We start from the raw sequence: 16642 nt of genomic DNA on the forward strand, positions 1-16642 counted from the left end.
CGCGCGGGCGCTGGGGTTCAGGTTTGCCGGGGCATCCGACGCCACCGCTGGCCGATGCGCAGTGGCGGGCAACCCCCGTATGTCCAGCGCTGTGGTGCCGGGTGCCGTCCGGCCATGGCAGCGCTCAGGCGGGGAGGCTGCTCAGCGCAGGTTCCAGGCACGCGCGCACGGGGGCGAAGCTGCGCCGGTGCTGGGGGCAGGGGCCGTGGTTGCGCAGGGCGGCGAGGTGGGCCGGGGTGCCGTAGCCCTTGTGCTGGTCGAAGCCGTACTCGGGATGGGCGTCGTGCAGGCGCTGCATGAAGCGGTCGCGGCTGACTTTGGCCAGGATCGAGGCGGCCATGATGGCGCGGTCCAGGGCATCGCCGCCGATCAACGCCTGGGCCGGGCAGGGCAGGCCCTTGGGGACGACGTTGCCGTCGATGCGGGCGAACTGGGCGACGTGGGCGACGCCTTCGACGGCGCGGCGCATGCCGAGCATCGTGGCCTGGTAGATGTTGAGCGTGTCGATTTCGCTGACGTCCACCATCACCACGTGCCAGGCCAGGGCGCGGTCCAAGATCTTGTCGTAGAGCTGGTCGCGGCGGGCAGCGGTGAGCTGCTTGGAGTCGTCCAGGCCGTTCAGGCGTGGGCGGTCGGGGCAGAACACGACGGCGGCGACGGCGACCGGGCCGGCCAGGGGGCCGCGGCCGGCTTCATCCACGCCGGCCACGTAGCGCGGGGCGACGGTGGCCAGGGCGGCGCCGTCGAACAGGGCCAGCGAGGCGGCAGCGGCGTGGCGACGGCTCATGCGGCGCGACCGCCGTTGGGGCCGCGTTCGAGCAGGTCGGTCACCGCGTCGGCGGCGCGTGCGGAGGCATCGCGGCGCAGTTGCAGGTGCAGGCGTTCGTAGGTGTCGTGCAGGTCGATCACGCGCTGGGGGTGGTCGAACCACTGCAGGATCGCGGCGGCCAGTTTGTCCGGCGTGCAGTCGTGCTGCATCAGTTCCGGGGCAAGGTCCTTGCCGGCCAGGATGTTGGGCAGGGCGAAGCGGTCGACCTTGAGCAGGCCCAGCGCTTTGACGATGCGGTAGGTGAGTTCGGCCACGCGGTAGCCGACCACCATCGGGCGCTTGACCAGCATCGTCTCCAGGGTGGCGGTACCGGACGCGAGCACGACCACGTCGGCGGCGATCATCGCGGTGCGCGCGTTGCCGTCGAGCAGGTGCGAATGGGCGACCGGCAGGGCCGAGGCGGAGAGCTGTTCGCTGATCAGCTGGCGGCAGGCGGCGTTGGCCGCCGGCACCACCACGTGCAGGCCCGGAATGCGTTCGGAGACCTGCCAGGCGGCTTCGAAGAACGGCTCGCCGAGCTTGCCGATCTCGCCCAGGCGGCTGCCCGGCAGGACCGCCAGCACCTTGGCATTGGAGGGCAGGCCGAGCTCGGCACGCGCCTGTTCGCGATCATTGTGCAGCGGGATGTCATCGGCCATCGGGTGGCCCACGAAGCGGGCGTCGATGCCGTGCTTGGCGTAGATCGGCGGTTCCATCGGGAACAGGCACAGCACCAGGTCGGCGCTGGCCCCGATCTTCTCGGCCCGCTTCTCACGCCAGGCCCAGACGGAAGGGCTGACGTAATGAACGGTGCGGATGCCGCGGTCCTTCAGCCAGCGCTCGACGCCGAGGTTGAAGTCCGGTGCGTCGATGCCGATGAACACGTCCGGCTGCCACTCCAGCGCACGCGCGCGGAACTCGCGGCGCAGTTTGAGCAGACGCGGCAGGTGGCGCAGGATTTCGGTCAGCCCCATCACCGCCAGTTCGCTGGCATCGAACCAGGTCTGGCAGCCGGCGCTGCGCATGGCATCGCCGCCGATGCCGGCGAACTCGGCGTTCGGGAAGCGCAGGCGCAGTTCGCGGACCAGGCCGGCACCGAGCAGGTCGCCGGAGGCTTCGCCGGCCACCAGGGCGATCCGCACCGGGCGGTCGGAGGTGCGCACGGCCAGCGTCTGTTCGACGCTGGTCGCCATCGCAGCGAGCGGAATGATCTCGGCGGTCGTGATGCCCGGGGTGTGCCCGCCTGGACCCGTCATCGCAGCAGGGGCCTCTCGGCGCTTTCGATGAAGTCCAGCAGGTCCTTCACATCGGCGCTGTGGCTGGCCTGTTCGGCCAGCTGCACCTTGGCTTCGGCCAGCGGCAGGCCGGCCACGTACAGCGTGCGGTAGGCGCGCTTGATGCTGGCGATGCGTTCGGCGTCGAAGCCACGGCGCTTGAGGCCTTCGCTGTTGATGCCGCGCGGGCGGCCCAGGCTGTCGCTGCCGACCATGGTGAACGGCGGCACGTCGCCGTTGGTCAGCGCACCCATGCCGAGGAAGGCGTGGGCACCGATGCGGCAGAACTGGTGGGCGCCGGCGAAGCCGCTGATGATCACGTAGTCGCCCACGGTGACGTGGCCGGCCAGCGTGGTGTTGTTGGAGAACACGCAGTGGCTGCCGACGTGGCAGTCATGCGCCACGTGGGTATAGGCCAGCATCCAGTTGTCGTTGCCGACCGTGGTGATGCCGCCGCCACCGGCGGTGCCACGGTTGATGGTGACGAATTCGCGGATGACGTTGTCATCGCCGATCACCAGTTCGGTGCGCTCGCCTTTGTACTTCTTGTCCTGCGGCTCGCCACCGATCGCGGCATGGCCGATGAAGCGGTTGTTGCGGCCGATCCGGGTCGGGCCATGGATCGAGCAGTGCGGACCGATCTCGGTACCGGCACCGATCTCCACGTCCGCACCGATCAGGCAGAACGCACCCACGCGCACATCCGCAGCCAGCGTCGCCGACGGGTCGATGACCGCGGTGGGGTGGATGAGAGGGGCGTTGTCACTCATTGCAGTTCTCCTGCCAGGATCATTCGCGGGTGCCGGCGCACAGCACTTCGGCGCAGGCGACGATCTCGCCATCGACCTTGGCCACGCAGTCGTACACCGCCATGTTGCGGATCACGCGCTTGATCTCCACGTGCATTTCCAGCACATCGCCGGGCACGACCTGCTTGCTGAAACGGGCCTTGTCCACCTTGACCATGTAGAACAGCTTGGACTGCGCATCGCGGCCAAGGGTGAGCTGGGTGAGCACGCCGCCGGCCTGGGCCATGGCTTCGATGATCAGCACGCCGGGCATGATCGGCTGGCCCGGGAAGTGGCCCTGGAAGAACGGCTCGTTGATGCTGACGTTCTTGGTGGCGACGATCTTCCGGTTCTCGAAATCGAGCGAGATCACCTTGTCCACCAGCAGGAACGGATAGCGGTGCGGGATCAACTGCTGGATCTGGTTGATGTCCGGCAGATTCTGGTTGTTGCTCATTCCTTCTCCTTGCTCACAGACAGGATGCGCCGGGCGAGCGCATCGAGCTGCTTGAAGCGCGCGGCATTCTTGCGCCACGTGCGGTTGTCGGTCAGTGGGGTGCCGGAGGAGTACTCGCCCGGCTCATGAATGGAGTTGCGCACCACCGATTTGCCGGTGATGACGACCTTGTCGCAGATTTCGAGGTGACCGACGACGCCGACGGCGCCGCCCAGCAGGCAGTAACGGCCGATCTTGGCGCTGCCGGCGATGCCGGTGCAGCCGGCGATGGCCGAGTGGGCGCCGATCTGGACGTTGTGGGCGATCTGGACGAGGTTGTCCAGGCGCACGTCGTTTTCCAGCACGGTGTCTTCCAGCGCGCCACGGTCGACGCAGGTGTTGGCGCCGATCTCGCAGTCGTCGCCGATGCGTACGCCACCCAGCTGGGGCACCTTGATCCAGTGGCCGGCATCCATGGCCAGGCCGAAGCCGTCGGCACCGAGCACGGCGCCGGGATGGATGCGCACGCGCTTGCCGAGCTTCACGCGGGTGACCAGGGTCACGCGGGCGATCAGTTCGCAGCCGGTCTCCAGGGTGCAGTCTTCGCCGATCACGCTGCCGGGGCCGACGATGCAGTTCTCACCGACCACGCTGCGGGCACCGATGGTGACGAACGGGCCGATGTGGGCGCTGGCGGCGACCTGGGCGTCCGGATCGATACAGGCGCTGGGGTGGATGCCCGGCGCGCGCGGCGGTGCGATGTCGAACAGCGCGGCGATCTTGGCGAAGGTGGTGTACGGGTCCTTGGCGACCAGGGCGGCGCCGGGCGCGGCCTCGGCATCCTCGGCACGCAGCACGACGATGGAGGCCTGGCTATCGGCCAGCTGCGCGCGGTAGCGCGGGTTGGCCAGGAAGGTGAGCTGGCCGGGGCCGGCATGGGCGAGCGTAGCCACGCCATGGATGGCAGTGCTGCCATCACCATGGACCTGCAGGCCAAACTGCTCGGCGAGTTGCTGGGCGGTATAGGTAGGAGTGTTCACCGGGGGAGTTTACCGTGTGATGCCGAAACGGTCATGCGGGGCGGGGGTTCCGGGGTGTGTTGGGCGGTTTGTTGCGGCCCGGCGCATCCGGGGCGATCGCGCGGCTCCGTGGCGGGCAGCCACCACGGACCCCGATGGTTCAACCCGCGCGCGGCAGGGTAGTGCCGGCCGCTGGCCGGCTCGCATTGATCCCGGACGTTCGTGCCGACCAACGGTCGGCACCTACCCAAAGCGGCATCGAACGACCAGTGCCACCCCAAAGCGGCATCGAACGATCAATCCCAACCCAAAGCGGCGCCGACCCATGATTGGTTCGAACCCCGATCGGCACGGAGCCATGATCGCTCCCAGCGCCCAAACGAAAACGCCGGGCAAAGCCCGGCGAATGCGTACCGCGTCTGGTGGAGAGGCCCCCTTCTGTCAAGGGGGCCGCGCCGACGGCGCGGGGGATAGGAGGAATCGTTGGGCCCCAAGGTTTGCTGCGCAAACCTTGGGCAATTCACGTTCGGCGGTCAGAACTGACCGCCGAACGTGAATTGCAGACGCTCGACTTCGTCGCCGTCTTCCTTCTTGAGCGGGAAGGCGTAGCTGATCGAGATCGGGCCGACCGGGGCGCGCCACAGCAGGGCCACACCGGTGGAGACGCGCAGTTCGTTGGCCTTGAAGTTGTCCACGCCGTTGTAGACGTTGCCGAAGTCCACGAAGGCCGAGATGCGGGCCGAGGGGCTGTCGAACAGGCGCGGGAAGTAGGCTTCGACCGAACCGACGGTCTTCAGCGAGCCACCCAGCGGCTGGCCGCGGTTGTAGCTCAGGGTCGGTTCCGAACGCGGGCCGAGGGTGTTGTCCTCGAAGCCGCGCACCGAGTTGGTACCACCGGCGTAGAAGTTCTCGTAGAACGGCAGGCCCGAGGCGGTCACCACGCGGGTGCTGCCATCCGGGTTGGTGATCACGCGGGTGGTGTCATTGCCGTAGCTGTCGCCGTAGCCGACTTCGGCCCGGGTGTTGATGACCAGCTGCGGGATGATCGGCCAGTACTTGGAGAACTGGTAGTTCAGCTTGTAGTACTCAACGGTCGAGCCCGGCAGCGTGGTTTCCAGGCCCACGCGCTGGTAGGTACCGCGGGTCGGCATGAAGTAGTCGTTGCGGGTATCGCGCGCCCAGCCCAGCTCGGTGCGCCAGGAATGGAACGTGCGCTGGCCGATGGCGTCGATGTAATCGATGATCGCCTGCGGGGTCGAGCCCTGGTAGGTGGTGATCTGGTTGCTGTCGATGCCCACCATCAGCGAGACGGTGTCGTTCTCGGTGATCGGCACGCCGAACACCACCTGCGCGGCACCGTTGGTGCTGTTGTACTGCGCGGTGTTGAAGTCGGAGTAATCCAGTTCGCGCCAGGACAGGTTGTAGCCCAGCGAGACGCCGTCATCGGTGAAGTACGGGTTGGTGTAGCTGAAGCCGTAGCGCTGCAGGTAGCTGCTGCGCGAGGCTTCGACCGACACGCGGTTGCCGCCGCCGAGGAAGTTGTTCTGCGACAGCTGCACCGAGGTGGTCATGCCGTAGGACTGGGAATAGCCCAGGCCGAACACGAAGCTGCCCGAGGTGGTTTCCTTGACGTTGTAGACCACGTCGACCTGGTCGTTGCTGCCGGTGACCGGCGGCGTTTCCACGTCCACCGATTCGAAGTAGCCCAGGCGCTGCAGGCGGATCTTGGAGCGGTCGATCGCAGCCTGGGAGTACCAGCTGTTCTCGAACTGGCGCATTTCACGACGCAGCACTTCGTCGGAGGTGCGGGTGTTGCCCTTGAAGGTGATGCGGCGCACCGACACGCGCGGGCCGGGAACGACCTGCATGTTGATGGCCACCGTGCGGTCGGCACGGTTGCTGGTCGGGATCGGGTTCACCTTGGCGAACGCGTAGCCGATGTTGGACAGCGAATTGGTGATCTGGTCCGAGCTGAATTCCAGCAGCGCACGCGAGAACGTGTCGCCGGACTTCTGGATCACCATGCGCTCGACATCTTCCTGCGGCAGGATGGTGTCGCCGGTGACCTTGATCTCGGAGATCTTGTACTGCTCACCCTCGGTCACGCCGGCGGTGATGAACATGTCGCGCTTGTCCGGGCTGATCGAGACCTGGGTGGAATCGATGCTGAAATCCACGTAGCCGCGGTCCAGGTACCAGCCGTTGAGCTTTTCCAGGTCGCCGGACAGCTTTTCCTTGGAGTACTGGTCATCGCGGCGGTACCACGAGGCCCAGTTGTGCTCCTTGGATTCCCAGGTTTCCAGGATGTCCTTGGCCGGGAACTTCTCGGTGCCGACCAGATTGACGTGCTGGATCTTGGCGGCCTTGCCTTCCTTGATCGCGATGGCGATGTCCACGCGGTTGCGGTCCAGCGGGCTCACCGTCGGGGTGATGTCCACGTTGTACTTGCCACGGTCGTTGTACTGGCGGCGCAATTCCTGGGTCACGCGGTCCAGGCTGAGGCGGTCGAAGGTGCCGCCCTCGGTCAGGCCGATGTCGCTCAGGCCCTTGAGCAGCTGGTCGCTCTTGATGTCCTTGTTGCCGGTGACGGTCAACTTGTTGATCGCCGGGCGTTCCTTGACCGTGACCACGAGGATGTCGCCCTGGCGGTTGAGCTGGACGTCTTCGAAGAAGCCGGTCTTGTACAGCGCACGGATGGTTTCACCGACCTTGTTGTCGGTGATGGTGTCGCCACGTTCCACCGGCAGGTAGGTGAACACGGTACCGGAGGTGATGCGCTGCAGACCATCCACGCGGATGTCGCTGACGGTGAAGGGCTCGGCTGCCTGCGCCAGGGCGGGCGCGCCGAAACCGGCAACGAGTGCGAGGGCCAGCAGGCGGCGATTGGGGAGTCGCGTCATGTCACGTCCGGTTGGAGTCGATTTCAACATTGCGGGATGCCGGCGCATAAGACGACGACAAAAGGAAAAAAGTTCATCGCGGGACCAGGCCGAGGATGTCGTTGTAGAACGCCAATCCCATCAGCCCGGCCAGCAGCGCCAGGCCCACATACTGCCCGGCAGCCATGGCGCGCTCGCTCAGCGGGCTGCCCTTGACCAACTCGATAAGGTAATACAGCAGGTGCCCGCCGTCCAAGATGGGGATGGGCAACAGGTTGATGATGCACAGGCTCAGCGACAGCAGGGCCAGGAAATACAGGAACCAGTCCAGGCCACGTTTGGCCGAGACATTGGCGACCCGGGCAATGGTGACCGGGCCGGAGATGTTCTGCAGCGAGGCATTGCCGGTGACGATGCGGCGCATCATCCCCAGTGAATCCCCCGCCATCCGGGCGGTTTCACGCAGGGCGACCGGCACTGCCGCAAACGGCCCGAACTTGAGCTCAGCGTCGTATGCCGGGGCATGGGTCTCGGGGAAACCGATGCCGATCTGCCAGGTCGGCTGGCCGCGGCCGTCCACGCCCTGGCGGGGGGTGATCTCCAGCGCCAGACGCTCGCCGCCGCGCAGGACGTCGATCATGCCGGGCCCACCGCGCTGGCCGAGCGCGGCGATCTGCGCCGGGACCTGGTCGGCACCTTCGATGCGCTGGCCGTCCACGGCCACGATCAGGTCGCCGGGCAGCAGCACGCCCTGGGCAGCCGCATCGGGCAGGACCTTGTCCACCAGCGCCGGCTGCAGCCAGAACTGCCAGCTCAGCCCGGTCAACTGGGGAACGCGGCGTTCATCGAAGCCGGTCGGCAGCTGCGACAGGGGCAGGGTGCGGGTGCGTACCTGGTCCAGGCCATCGAGGACCTCGACCTGGGCATCGTGACGATCCATCGCCGCGGTGGTCAGCGCCATGCTGGCCTCGCCGGCGGTGGCCACGCTGCGGCCATCGACCTTGACCACACGGTCCCCGGCCTGCAGCCCCGCGGTCTGGGCCATGCCGGTGGTGCGGCCGATGGTGGCCGAGTAATCCTGTTTGCCGATCACGAACATCGCCCACAGCAGGGCGATGCACAGGATCAGGTTGGCGGCCGGACCGGCGGCGACCACCGCGATCCGCTGCCACACGGTCTTGTGGTTGAAGGCCTGGCCGCGCTCGGCGGGATGTACTTCGACCTCGCGCTCGTCCAGCATCTTCACGTAGCCACCCAGTGGAATGGCGGCAATCGCGAATTCGGTGCCCGCGCGGTTGCGGCGCGACCACAGCGGCTTGCCGAAACCGACAGAGAAGCGCAGCACCTTGATCCCGCAGCGGCGGGCGACCCAGTAGTGACCGAACTCGTGGAACGTCACCAGCAGGCCAAGGCTGACGATCATCCACCAGACGGATCCGATGAAATCACCCATGGTGATCAGCACTGTAAGGGGGCGTGTGGGGCATTCAGGCGTGGTCGATGGCGGCTTGGGTGATCTGGCGGGCGCGCTGATCGGCGGTCAGCAGGCCCTCCAGTGTATCGGCGGACTCGCTGGACAGTGTTGACAGAGCGTTAGCGACCAGCGCTGGAATGGCAAGGAAAGCTGCCCGCCCCTGAAGAAACGCTGAAACCGCGACTTCGTTGGCGGCATTGAGGATCGCCGGGGCGGTCCCGCCGGCGGCCATGGCCTGCCAGGCGAGCTTCAGGCAGGGGAACGCCTCGGTGTCCGGGGCTTCGAAATCCAGCCGGCCCTGGGTCAGCAGGTCCAGCCCGCCGACCCCGGATTCGATCCGCTGCGGCCAGCCCAGGCCGACGGCCAGGGTGGTGCGCATGTCCGGCAGGCCCATCTGGGCCAGGGTCGAGCCGTCGACGAACTCGACCAGCGAATGCACCAGGCTTTGCGGGTGGACCAGGACGTCAATACGCTCGCCCGGCACGCCGAACAGGTGGTGGGCTTCGATGACTTCCAGCCCTTTGTTCATCAACGTCGCCGAATCGACCGAGATCTTCGGGCCCATCGACCACTTCGGGTGCGCCACGGCCTGGGCCGGGGTGACCTGGGCCAGCTGTTCGCGGGTACGGCCACGGAACGGGCCCCCGGAGGCGGTCAGGATGATCCGGCGCACGCCGGCACCGTCCAGGCTGGCATCGCGCGAACGCAGGCACTGGAAGATCGCGCTGTGCTCGCTGTCGATCGGGATGATCTCGGCTCCGGCGGCAGCGGCCTGGCGCATCAGCAGCTCGCCGGCCAGCACCAGCGATTCCTTGTTGGCCAGCAGGATCCGCTTGCCGGCCGCGGCGGCGGCCAGGGTCGAGGACAGTCCGGCCGCGCCGACGATCGCCGCGACCAGCGTGTCGCAGACATCGCTGGCGGCCAGCTGGTCCAGCGCCCCGGCGCCGGCATGGGCCTGGGTGGCCAGGCCGGCGTCACGCAGGCCGTCGCGCAGGGCGGCGTACCGCGATTCATCGGCGATCACGGCATGGGCCGGGCGATGCAGGGCGCACAGGGCAACCAGCGCATCGACCTGGCGGCCGGCGGCGAGCACGGTGACCTGGTAGCGGTCCGGATGGCGTGCGATCACGTCCAGCGCGGATGCGCCGATCGAACCGGTGGCGCCGAACACGGCGACCTGGCGGGGGGCGGAAGCGCTGGCCATGGTTAGAACCCGAAGATTTCCTTGCCGAGTGCGAACACCGGCAGGGCGGCGAGGACGCCGTCGATACGATCGAGCACGCCGCCATGGCCCGGGATGATATGGCCCGAGTCCTTGGCACCGGCGTGGCGCTTGATCAGGCTTTCGTACAGGTCGCCCAGCACCGAGGCGAACACGGTCACCACGGCGGTGATGACCAGGCCGATCAGGTGGCCGCTGTCGATCCCGGCCAGCCAGCCGAAGCCCAGGGCCACGATCAGGCCGGCGACCATGCCGCCGCCGAGACCTTCCCAGGTCTTGTTGGGGCTGATCCGCGGGGCGAGCTTGGTGCGGCCGAAGGTGCGGCCGGCGAAATAGGCGCCCGAATCGGCGGCCCAGACCACGGCCAGCGCGGTCAGCAGCCACAGGTGGCCGTTCTCGCCACTGGCATGGATCAGCACCAGCGATGCCCAGGCGGGCACGATCGCCAGGGTGCCGGCGAGCAGCTTGAGGGCACGCGCCGGGCTGCTGGGGCTGGCGCCGAAGTTGAAGAAGCGCAGCCACAGCAGGGCCAGCAACCACCACCCGATGCCGACCAGCGCGGCGATCTGGTACAGCACCAGCGAGCCGGCATCGGCCCACACGATCAGCACCATCAGCACCAGGTTCAGCACCAGCAGGATGGTGCGGGCCAGGGTGTCTTCCACGTCGGCCAGCTTCAGCCATTCCCACAGGCCGATCAGGAACACCGCGGCAGCGGCAGCGGCCAGCCACTGGGTCGGCAGCATCAGGATGGCGAGGATGGCGACCGGCGCCATGATCAGCGCGGCGATGACTCGGGTCTTGGTCATGGGGAAGAGGTCTCGGTGGCCAAGGCGGCGATCTGGGCGCTGGTCAGGCCGAAACGGCGTTCACGCGAAGCATAGGCGTCGATCGCCTGCTGCAGGACGGCGGCGTCGAACTCGGGCCACAGTACGTCGGTGAACCACAGTTCGGTGTAAGCCAGCTGCCAGAGCAGGAAATTGCTGATGCGGGTGTCGCCACCGGTGCGGATGAACAGGTCCGGCGGCGGCAGGTCTGCCAGGGCCACGCGGCTGCTCAGCATCGCTTCGTCGATCTGCTCGGGCAGCAGGCGGCCGGCCGCGACCTCGGCGGCCAGTTCGCGAGCGGCGCGGGCGATGTCCTGGCGGCCACCATAGCTGGCGGCGATGCTCAGGGTCATCGCACGGTTGTCGGCGGTGCGTTGTTCGGCCAGCTGCATGCGGCTGACCAGCCCGGCGCCGAAGCGCTCGCGCTCGCCGATGAAACGCACGCGCACGCCACGGCGATGCAGCTCGTCCACTTCGCGGTCGAGCGCATTGAGGAACAGCTTCATCAACGCATCGACCTCATCGGTCGGCCGGCCCCAGTTTTCACTGGAGAAGGCGAACAGGGTCAATGCGGCGATGCCGTTGTCGAGGCAGAAATCGATGGTGCGGTTGACCGCGCGCGCGCCGGCACGATGGCCGATCACGCGCGGGCGACGACGCTTCTGTGCCCAACGCCCGTTGCCATCCATGATGATGGCAACGTGGCGCGGCATGGGCGCGGCAGTGCCGCTGGTCGGGGCCTGGGACATGGGGCTCAGACCGCCATCAGTTCCTTTTCTTTCTCGGCGACCACACTGTCGACGTCCTTGATGGACTTGTCGGTCAGCTTCTGGATGTCATCTTCGCCGCGCTTCTTGTCGTCTTCGCTGATCGCCTTGTCCTTGATCAGGTTGGCGATCGCCTTGTTGGCATCCTGGCGGATGTTGCGGATGGCGATCTTGGCGCCTTCGCCTTCCTTCTGGACCTGCTTGCCCAGCTCCTTGCGGCGCTCTTCGGTCGGCGGCGGCAGGTTCAGGCGGATGACGGTGCCGGCCACGTTCGGGGTCAGGCCCAGATCGGAGGCGTAGATCGCCTTCTCGACGTCCTTGATCATGCCCTTGTCGAACAGCGTGATGACCAGCGAGTGGCCCTCGGAAACGCTGATCGAGGCGACCTGGTTCAGGGGGGTGTCGGTGCCGTAGGCCTTGACGGTGATGCGGTCCAGCAGGGCCGGGGAAGCACGGCCGGTGCGGATGGAGGTGAGGGTGTGCTTCAGAGCATCGATGCTCTTTGCCATGCGCGTCTGCGCGTCCTGCTTGATTTCGTTGAGCATCGCCCGAATCCTGGATGTAACTGGGAATCGGGCGATTATAGGCGAATACCGACCCTTTCCGGGCCGTTCAGGGCGCCCGGCGTCGGGCGCCGCTCAGGCTCAGGCGTTGTCGCGGCCCTGGACCAGGGTGCCGATGTTGTCGCCGTGCAGGATCTTGAGCAGCTCGCCCGGCTGGCCCATGTCGAACACGCGCAGCGGCAGGTCGCTGTCGCGGGCCAGCGCGAAGGCGGCGGTATCCATGACTTCAAGGCCCCGGCGGATCACTTCGTCGTAGGTCAGGCTGTCGAAACGGACCGCGTCGCTGTACTTGTTCGGGTCCTTGTCGTACACGCCGTCGACCTTGGTAGCCTTCAGCAGCAGGTCCGCGCCGATCTCGATCGCGCGCAGGGCAGCGCCGGAATCGGTGGTGAAGAACGGGCTGCCGACGCCGGCGGCGAAGATCACCAGGCGGCCCTTTTCCAGGTGGCGGATGGCGCGGCGGCGGATGTAATCCTCGCAGACGTCATTGATCTTGATCGCGCTCATCACGCGGGCCTTGGCGCCCAGCTTTTCCAGGGCGTCCTGCATGGCCAGCGCGTTGATGACGGTGGCGAGCATGCCCATCTGGTCGCCGGTGACCCGGTCCATGCCGCCTGCGGCCAGGCCGGCGCCGCGGAAGATGTTGCCGCCGCCGATCACCAGGGCCACTTCGGCGCCGGCCGCCTGGGCTTCCATCACCTCACGGGCGAGGCGGTGGATCACCTTGGGGTCGATGCCGTAGTCCTCGTCTCCCATCAGCGCCTCCCCGGAAACTTTCAACAGGATGCGGCGATAGGCGAGCTTTGACATGGCGATCTCTGGGTGCGTGGAAAACGCCCGGATTCTACTGGAAGCCGGGCCATCGGGCAGCATAAATTTGCTGCGGTGCGGCGCATGGGGGCGCTGTGGGGGCCGTGATGACGGCCCCGCGCGGGGCTAACGCTCAGGCCGGTGCGGTGCTGGGCGAGCGCGCGATGACCCGGTTGCGGCCCAGGTTCTTGGAGCGGTACAGCACGTCGTCGGCGGCCTTGAGCAGATCCTGGACATCGGCGAAACGCTCATAGCCCCCCTGGGTCGCCACGCCTGCCGAGAAGGTCACGAACAGCGGGCCGCTGGCGACTTCGGCCATCGGCGTGTTGACGATGCTGGCCAGGACCCGGCGCACCACTTCCAGCGCGACCGGCTCGGTGGTGTTGGGCAGCAGCGCGATGAATTCCTCGCCGCCGAAGCGGGCCACCGTGTCGCTGTTGCGCAGCTGCTCCTGCAGCTTGGTGGCGAACATGCGCAGCACCTGGTCACCCATCAGGTGGCCATGGGCGTCGTTGATCTTCTTGAAGTCGTCCAGGTCGATGAAGGCGACCGAAAGCGGCCAGCCATGCCGGGTGGCGCGCAGGAATTCCTGCTCGAGCACGGCTTCCAGCTGGCGGCGGTTGAGCACGCCGGTGAGGGCGTCACGGTGCGCCTGCTCGGCCAGCCGGTTGGCGCGCGCTTCGAATTCATCCGCCCGCTTGCGGGCCAGGGCGGCGTCCTGCATCTCGCGCAGGTTGCGCAGGGTGGCCAGCTCCTGGGCATGGTCGATCAGCTGCTGCACGCGCGAGGGCGAGAACAGCGGGGTCTCGAACAGGGTGCTGATGTCCGGGAGCGATTCACCGATGCGGGCCAGCACCTGGTCGAACTGGGCGCTGTCCAGGCCGAGCGTGTCATGTACCTGCTGCAGGGCGTGCTCGCGCGCGGCATCGGCATCGGTGCCGAGCCAGATATCGGCCACCGCGCCGGACAGGGCGACGCAGTTCTGGAAATTGTCATCGCCGGTGGCGGGCGATTCGCTGTGCGCGATGCTGTCCACCAGGTAGCGCGGCAGGCCCCATTCTTCGGCGACCCACGCGCCGACGTCGGCGTGGCTGCACTGCAGGTGTTCGCGCTCCAGGGCGACCAGCGCGTCGTTGTCGGTGGCCTGGCGCAGCAGCGGCAGGTAGGTGTCCGGTTGCGCCTGGGCCAGGGCCAGCACGCCGATATCCTGCAGCAGGCCGGCCAGCATCAGCTCTTCGGCTTTGCGCAGGCCGCGCGCCTGCCCCAGCAGGCTGGCGGCCAGGGCGCTGAGGATGCTGCGGCGCCACGCGCGCTCGCGCAGGTCCTGGCCGTCGCCGGCGGCGGTCAGGTTCTGGGTCACGGTGAAGCCGAGGGCCAGGCTGACCGTGGCATTCAGACCGAGCATCGTCAGCGCCTGACCGAGATTCTCGATCCGGCGGCGGCTGGCATACAGCGGCGAATTGGCGATGCGCAGCATGCGGGCACTCAGCGCCATGTCGATGGCGATGATGTCGGCGGCGGTGGTGATGTCCGCTTCCGGATCCTGCGCCAGTTCGATGATGCGCAGGGCAATACCGGGCGGGGAGGGCAGGTTGCGGCAGAGCGCCAGGGCGGCTGTCAGCTCGGGAGGCATGGCGGGGTTGTCAGTATGTTGGGGCAAGAATACCTGAGGTGCATCACAGTTTCGTCCTTGATTTCTTGCGTTGACGCGGCAGATCGGTTTGGGAGTATTGCCCTGATCCGGCACACAAAGCAAAGCCAGTGGACAAAAAAAAGAAGCCGCGGAGTCCGCGGCTTCTTTCGTAACACATTCGAGCGGTGAAGATCAGGCCAGGCCGGCCTGCTTCATCACTTCGGCGGCGTAGTCTTCCACCACCTTCTCGATGCCTTCGCCGACCGCCAGACGCTGGAAGCCGACCACGTCGGCACCGGCGGCCTTGAGGACCTGCTCGACCGACTGGTTGGTGTCCAGCACGTACGGCTGGCCGTACAGGGTCACTTCGTTGACGATCTTGGCGATCTTGCCGCTGATGATCTTTTCCAGGATATCGGCCGGCTTGGACTTGTCCTTGTCGGACATCTTGGCCAGTTCGATTTCCTTTTCCTTGGCAACGAACTCGGCCGGCACATCGGCGGCCTTGTTGTGCGGCGGGTTCATGGCAGCCACGTGCATGGCCAGGCCACGGGCCAGCTCTTCGTTGCCACCGGCCAGCTCGACCAGCACGCCGATGCGGCCGCCGTGCACGTAGGCAGCGACGTTGTTGGTCGATTCCAGGCGCACGATGCGACGCACGTCGACCTTCTCGCCAACCTTGGCGATGACGGCGGCGCGGGCTTCTTCGATCGTCTCGCCGGACGGCAGCTTGGCGGCCTTCAGGGTGTCGATGTCGGCAGCGCCCGAGCTCAGCGCGGTGGCAGCAACAGCCTTGGTGAAGTCCAGGAAGTTGCTGTCCTTGGCGACGAAGTCGGTTTCCGAGTTGACTTCGACCAGCACGGCCTTGCCGCCGTCCTGGGCCGCCACGATGATGCCTTCGGCAGCCACGCGGTCAGCCTTCTTGTCGGCCTTGGCCAGGCCGGACTTGCGCAGCCATTCGGCCGAGGCGTCGATGTCGCCGCCGTTTTCGACGAGTGCCTTCTTGCACTCCATCATGCCGGCGCCAGTGCGCTCGCGCAGTTCCTTGACCAGGGAAGCAGTGATTTCCACGGGATTTCCTCACGAAAGAAAGGGGTTGGGCCGGCATGGTGGCCGGCCCGTATGACAGTGTCCTGTCGTCGCGCCATCGGCAGCGGACAGGAGCGGTGGGCGCGCTGCGCCCACCGCGGGCCTGGATCAGGCCTGGGCTTCGCCAGCAGCCGGCGCGTCGGCGGCCGGAGCAGCAGCAGCCTTCTTGGCCGGAGCGCGGCGGGCCGGCTTGGCTTCTTCGCCAGCAGCGGCTTCGCTGAACTCTTCTTCACGGACGGTGGCAGCGTGCGGCGCAGCAGCCTTGCCTTCCAGCACGGCGTCGGCAGCGGCGCGGGCGTACAGCTGCACGGCACGGATGGCGTCGTCGTTGCCCGGGATCGCGTAGTCGACCAGTTCCGGGTTGTAGTTGGTATCGACCACAGCGATCACCGGGATGCCGAGCTTCTTGGCTTCCTTGATGGCGATGTCTTCGTGGCCGATATCGATGACGAAGATCGCGTCCGGCAGACGGTTCATGTCCTTGATGCCGCCCAGCGAAGCTTCCAGCTTGTCGCGCTCGCGACGCAGGCCCAGCACTTCGTGCTTGACCAGCTTGTCGAAGCTGCCGTCGGTCTCACCGGCTTCCAGTTCCTTCAGGCGGGCAACCGACTGCTTCACGGTACGGAAGTTGGTCAGGGTGCCGCCCAGCCAACGCTGGTTCATGAACGGCATGCCGCAACGCTCGGCTTCTTCACGGATCGACTCGCGGGCGCTGCGCTTGGTGCCCAGGAACAGGATGGTGCCGCGCTTCTGCGCAACGCTGGAAATGAAGTTCATCGCGTCATTGAAGAGCGGAACGGTCTTTTCCAGGTTGATGATGTGGATCTTGCCGCGGGCGCCGAAGATGTACTGGCCCATCTTGGGGTTCCAGTAACGGGTCTGGTGGCCGAAATGGACGCCGGCTTCCAGCATCTGACGCATGGTGACCTGGGGCATTGCAGTAACTCCTGATAGGGAACCGGCCGCCACGGGTAATAGTTGGGCGGTCCGCCGCAAGGCGGGTGGTTCCGGGGTTTGGCTTCCCTGTCGCTTCCGTGACCGAACTCCTTGCGG

At 66.9% G+C, this 16642-nt stretch carries 15 protein-coding genes; all 15 read right to left on the bottom strand.

The features are described from left to right. Positions 1 to 124: 124 nt before the first annotated feature. The gene (locus PV764_RS19800; protein WP_421117393.1) at positions 125 to 787 is read right to left on the bottom strand and encodes a ribonuclease HII; all 663 of its coding nucleotides are present in this window, start codon (positions 785 to 787) and stop codon (positions 125 to 127) included. Continuing rightward, positions 784 to 2001 carry a lipid-A-disaccharide synthase gene (gene lpxB / locus PV764_RS19805; RefSeq protein WP_343312385.1) on the bottom strand — a complete coding sequence of 406 codons (1218 nt, stop codon included), beginning with the start codon at positions 1999 to 2001 and terminating at the stop codon, positions 784 to 786. The genes PV764_RS19800 and lpxB overlap by 4 nt, the downstream gene beginning before the upstream one ends. Before the next feature lie 59 nt (positions 2002 to 2060). Beyond that, positions 2061 to 2852: an acyl-ACP--UDP-N-acetylglucosamine O-acyltransferase gene (lpxA, locus tag PV764_RS19810; RefSeq protein ID WP_421117394.1), complete on the bottom strand. Its 792-nt coding sequence runs from the start codon at positions 2850 to 2852 to the stop codon at positions 2061 to 2063. A gap of 19 nt (positions 2853 to 2871) precedes the next feature. Further along, the gene (gene fabZ, locus PV764_RS19815; RefSeq protein WP_019184406.1) at positions 2872 to 3327 is read right to left on the bottom strand and encodes a 3-hydroxyacyl-ACP dehydratase FabZ; all 456 of its coding nucleotides are present in this window, start codon (positions 3325 to 3327) and stop codon (positions 2872 to 2874) included. Then, on the bottom strand, positions 3324 to 4346 hold the full coding sequence (gene lpxD / locus PV764_RS19820) for a UDP-3-O-(3-hydroxymyristoyl)glucosamine N-acyltransferase (RefSeq protein WP_421117395.1): 1023 nt from the start codon (positions 4344 to 4346) through the stop codon (positions 3324 to 3326). The genes fabZ and lpxD overlap by 4 nt, the downstream gene beginning before the upstream one ends. Before the next feature lie 512 nt (positions 4347 to 4858). Continuing rightward, complete coding sequence (gene bamA, locus PV764_RS19825; protein WP_070426936.1) at positions 4859 to 7225, bottom strand: outer membrane protein assembly factor BamA; 2367 nt, start codon at positions 7223 to 7225, stop codon at positions 4859 to 4861. 73 nt (positions 7226 to 7298) lie between these two features. Further along, positions 7299 to 8657, bottom strand: coding sequence for an RIP metalloprotease RseP (gene rseP / locus PV764_RS19830; RefSeq protein WP_266085645.1), 1359 nt, complete (start codon positions 8655 to 8657; stop codon positions 7299 to 7301). 34 nt (positions 8658 to 8691) lie between these two features. Further along, positions 8692 to 9882, bottom strand: a complete 1191-nt coding sequence (locus PV764_RS19835) for a 1-deoxy-D-xylulose-5-phosphate reductoisomerase (protein WP_070473284.1) — start codon at positions 9880 to 9882, stop codon at positions 8692 to 8694. Between the two features lie 2 nt (positions 9883 to 9884). Then, the gene (locus PV764_RS19840) at positions 9885 to 10709 is read right to left on the bottom strand and encodes a phosphatidate cytidylyltransferase (protein WP_046272045.1); all 825 of its coding nucleotides are present in this window, start codon (positions 10707 to 10709) and stop codon (positions 9885 to 9887) included. After that, complete coding sequence (uppS, locus tag PV764_RS19845) at positions 10706 to 11440, bottom strand: polyprenyl diphosphate synthase (RefSeq protein WP_087947514.1); 735 nt, start codon at positions 11438 to 11440, stop codon at positions 10706 to 10708. Before uppS ends, PV764_RS19840 begins: the two co-directional genes overlap by 4 nt. 41 nt (positions 11441 to 11481) lie before the next feature. Beyond that, a complete protein-coding gene (gene frr, locus PV764_RS19850) occupies positions 11482 to 12039 on the bottom strand; it encodes a ribosome recycling factor (protein ID WP_046272044.1) in 558 nt (185 codons plus the stop codon). Positions 12040 to 12138: 99 nt separating this feature from the next. Next, the gene (pyrH, locus tag PV764_RS19855) at positions 12139 to 12867 is read right to left on the bottom strand and encodes a UMP kinase (protein WP_019184398.1); all 729 of its coding nucleotides are present in this window, start codon (positions 12865 to 12867) and stop codon (positions 12139 to 12141) included. 133 nt (positions 12868 to 13000) lie between these two features. Then, positions 13001 to 14500: a GGDEF domain-containing protein gene (locus PV764_RS19860; protein WP_046272043.1), complete on the bottom strand. Its 1500-nt coding sequence runs from the start codon at positions 14498 to 14500 to the stop codon at positions 13001 to 13003. Between the two features lie 192 nt (positions 14501 to 14692). Then, positions 14693 to 15571, bottom strand: a complete 879-nt coding sequence (gene tsf, locus PV764_RS19865) for a translation elongation factor Ts (RefSeq protein WP_019184396.1) — start codon at positions 15569 to 15571, stop codon at positions 14693 to 14695. 126 nt (positions 15572 to 15697) lie between these two features. Beyond that, positions 15698 to 16525 carry a 30S ribosomal protein S2 gene (gene rpsB / locus PV764_RS19870; RefSeq protein WP_102789182.1) on the bottom strand — a complete coding sequence of 276 codons (828 nt, stop codon included), beginning with the start codon at positions 16523 to 16525 and terminating at the stop codon, positions 15698 to 15700. Positions 16526 to 16642 lie beyond the last annotated feature (117 nt).

Source organism: Stenotrophomonas sp. AS1 (genome assembly GCF_048957655.1).
Lineage (GTDB): Bacteria > Pseudomonadota > Gammaproteobacteria > Xanthomonadales > Xanthomonadaceae > Stenotrophomonas > Stenotrophomonas bentonitica_A.

What these genes read in the sequence shown, in the direction of transcription:
- PV764_RS19800 (WP_421117393.1), bottom strand. Translation starts at nt 787, where the DNA reads ATGAGCCGTCGCCACGCCGCTGCCGCCTCGCTGGCCCTGTTCGACGGC.
- lpxB (WP_343312385.1), bottom strand. Translation starts at nt 2,001, where the DNA reads ATGGCGACCAGCGTCGAACAGACGCTGGCCGTGCGCACCTCCGACCGC.
- lpxA (WP_421117394.1), bottom strand. Translation starts at nt 2,852, where the DNA reads ATGAGTGACAACGCCCCTCTCATCCACCCCACCGCGGTCATCGACCCG.
- fabZ (WP_019184406.1), bottom strand. Translation starts at nt 3,327, where the DNA reads ATGAGCAACAACCAGAATCTGCCGGACATCAACCAGATCCAGCAGTTG.
- bamA (WP_070426936.1), bottom strand. Translation starts at nt 7,225, where the DNA reads ATGACGCGACTCCCCAATCGCCGCCTGCTGGCCCTCGCACTCGTTGCC.
- rseP (WP_266085645.1), bottom strand. Translation starts at nt 8,657, where the DNA reads ATGGGTGATTTCATCGGATCCGTCTGGTGGATGATCGTCAGCCTTGGC.
- PV764_RS19835 (WP_070473284.1), bottom strand. Translation starts at nt 9,882, where the DNA reads ATGGCCAGCGCTTCCGCCCCCCGCCAGGTCGCCGTGTTCGGCGCCACC.
- PV764_RS19840 (WP_046272045.1), bottom strand. Translation starts at nt 10,709, where the DNA reads ATGACCAAGACCCGAGTCATCGCCGCGCTGATCATGGCGCCGGTCGCC.
- uppS (WP_087947514.1), bottom strand. Translation starts at nt 11,440, where the DNA reads ATGCCGCGCCACGTTGCCATCATCATGGATGGCAACGGGCGTTGGGCA.
- frr (WP_046272044.1), bottom strand. Translation starts at nt 12,039, where the DNA reads ATGCTCAACGAAATCAAGCAGGACGCGCAGACGCGCATGGCAAAGAGC.
- pyrH (WP_019184398.1), bottom strand. Translation starts at nt 12,867, where the DNA reads ATGTCAAAGCTCGCCTATCGCCGCATCCTGTTGAAAGTTTCCGGGGAG.
- PV764_RS19860 (WP_046272043.1), bottom strand. Translation starts at nt 14,500, where the DNA reads ATGCCTCCCGAGCTGACAGCCGCCCTGGCGCTCTGCCGCAACCTGCCC.
- rpsB (WP_102789182.1), bottom strand. Translation starts at nt 16,525, where the DNA reads ATGCCCCAGGTCACCATGCGTCAGATGCTGGAAGCCGGCGTCCATTTC.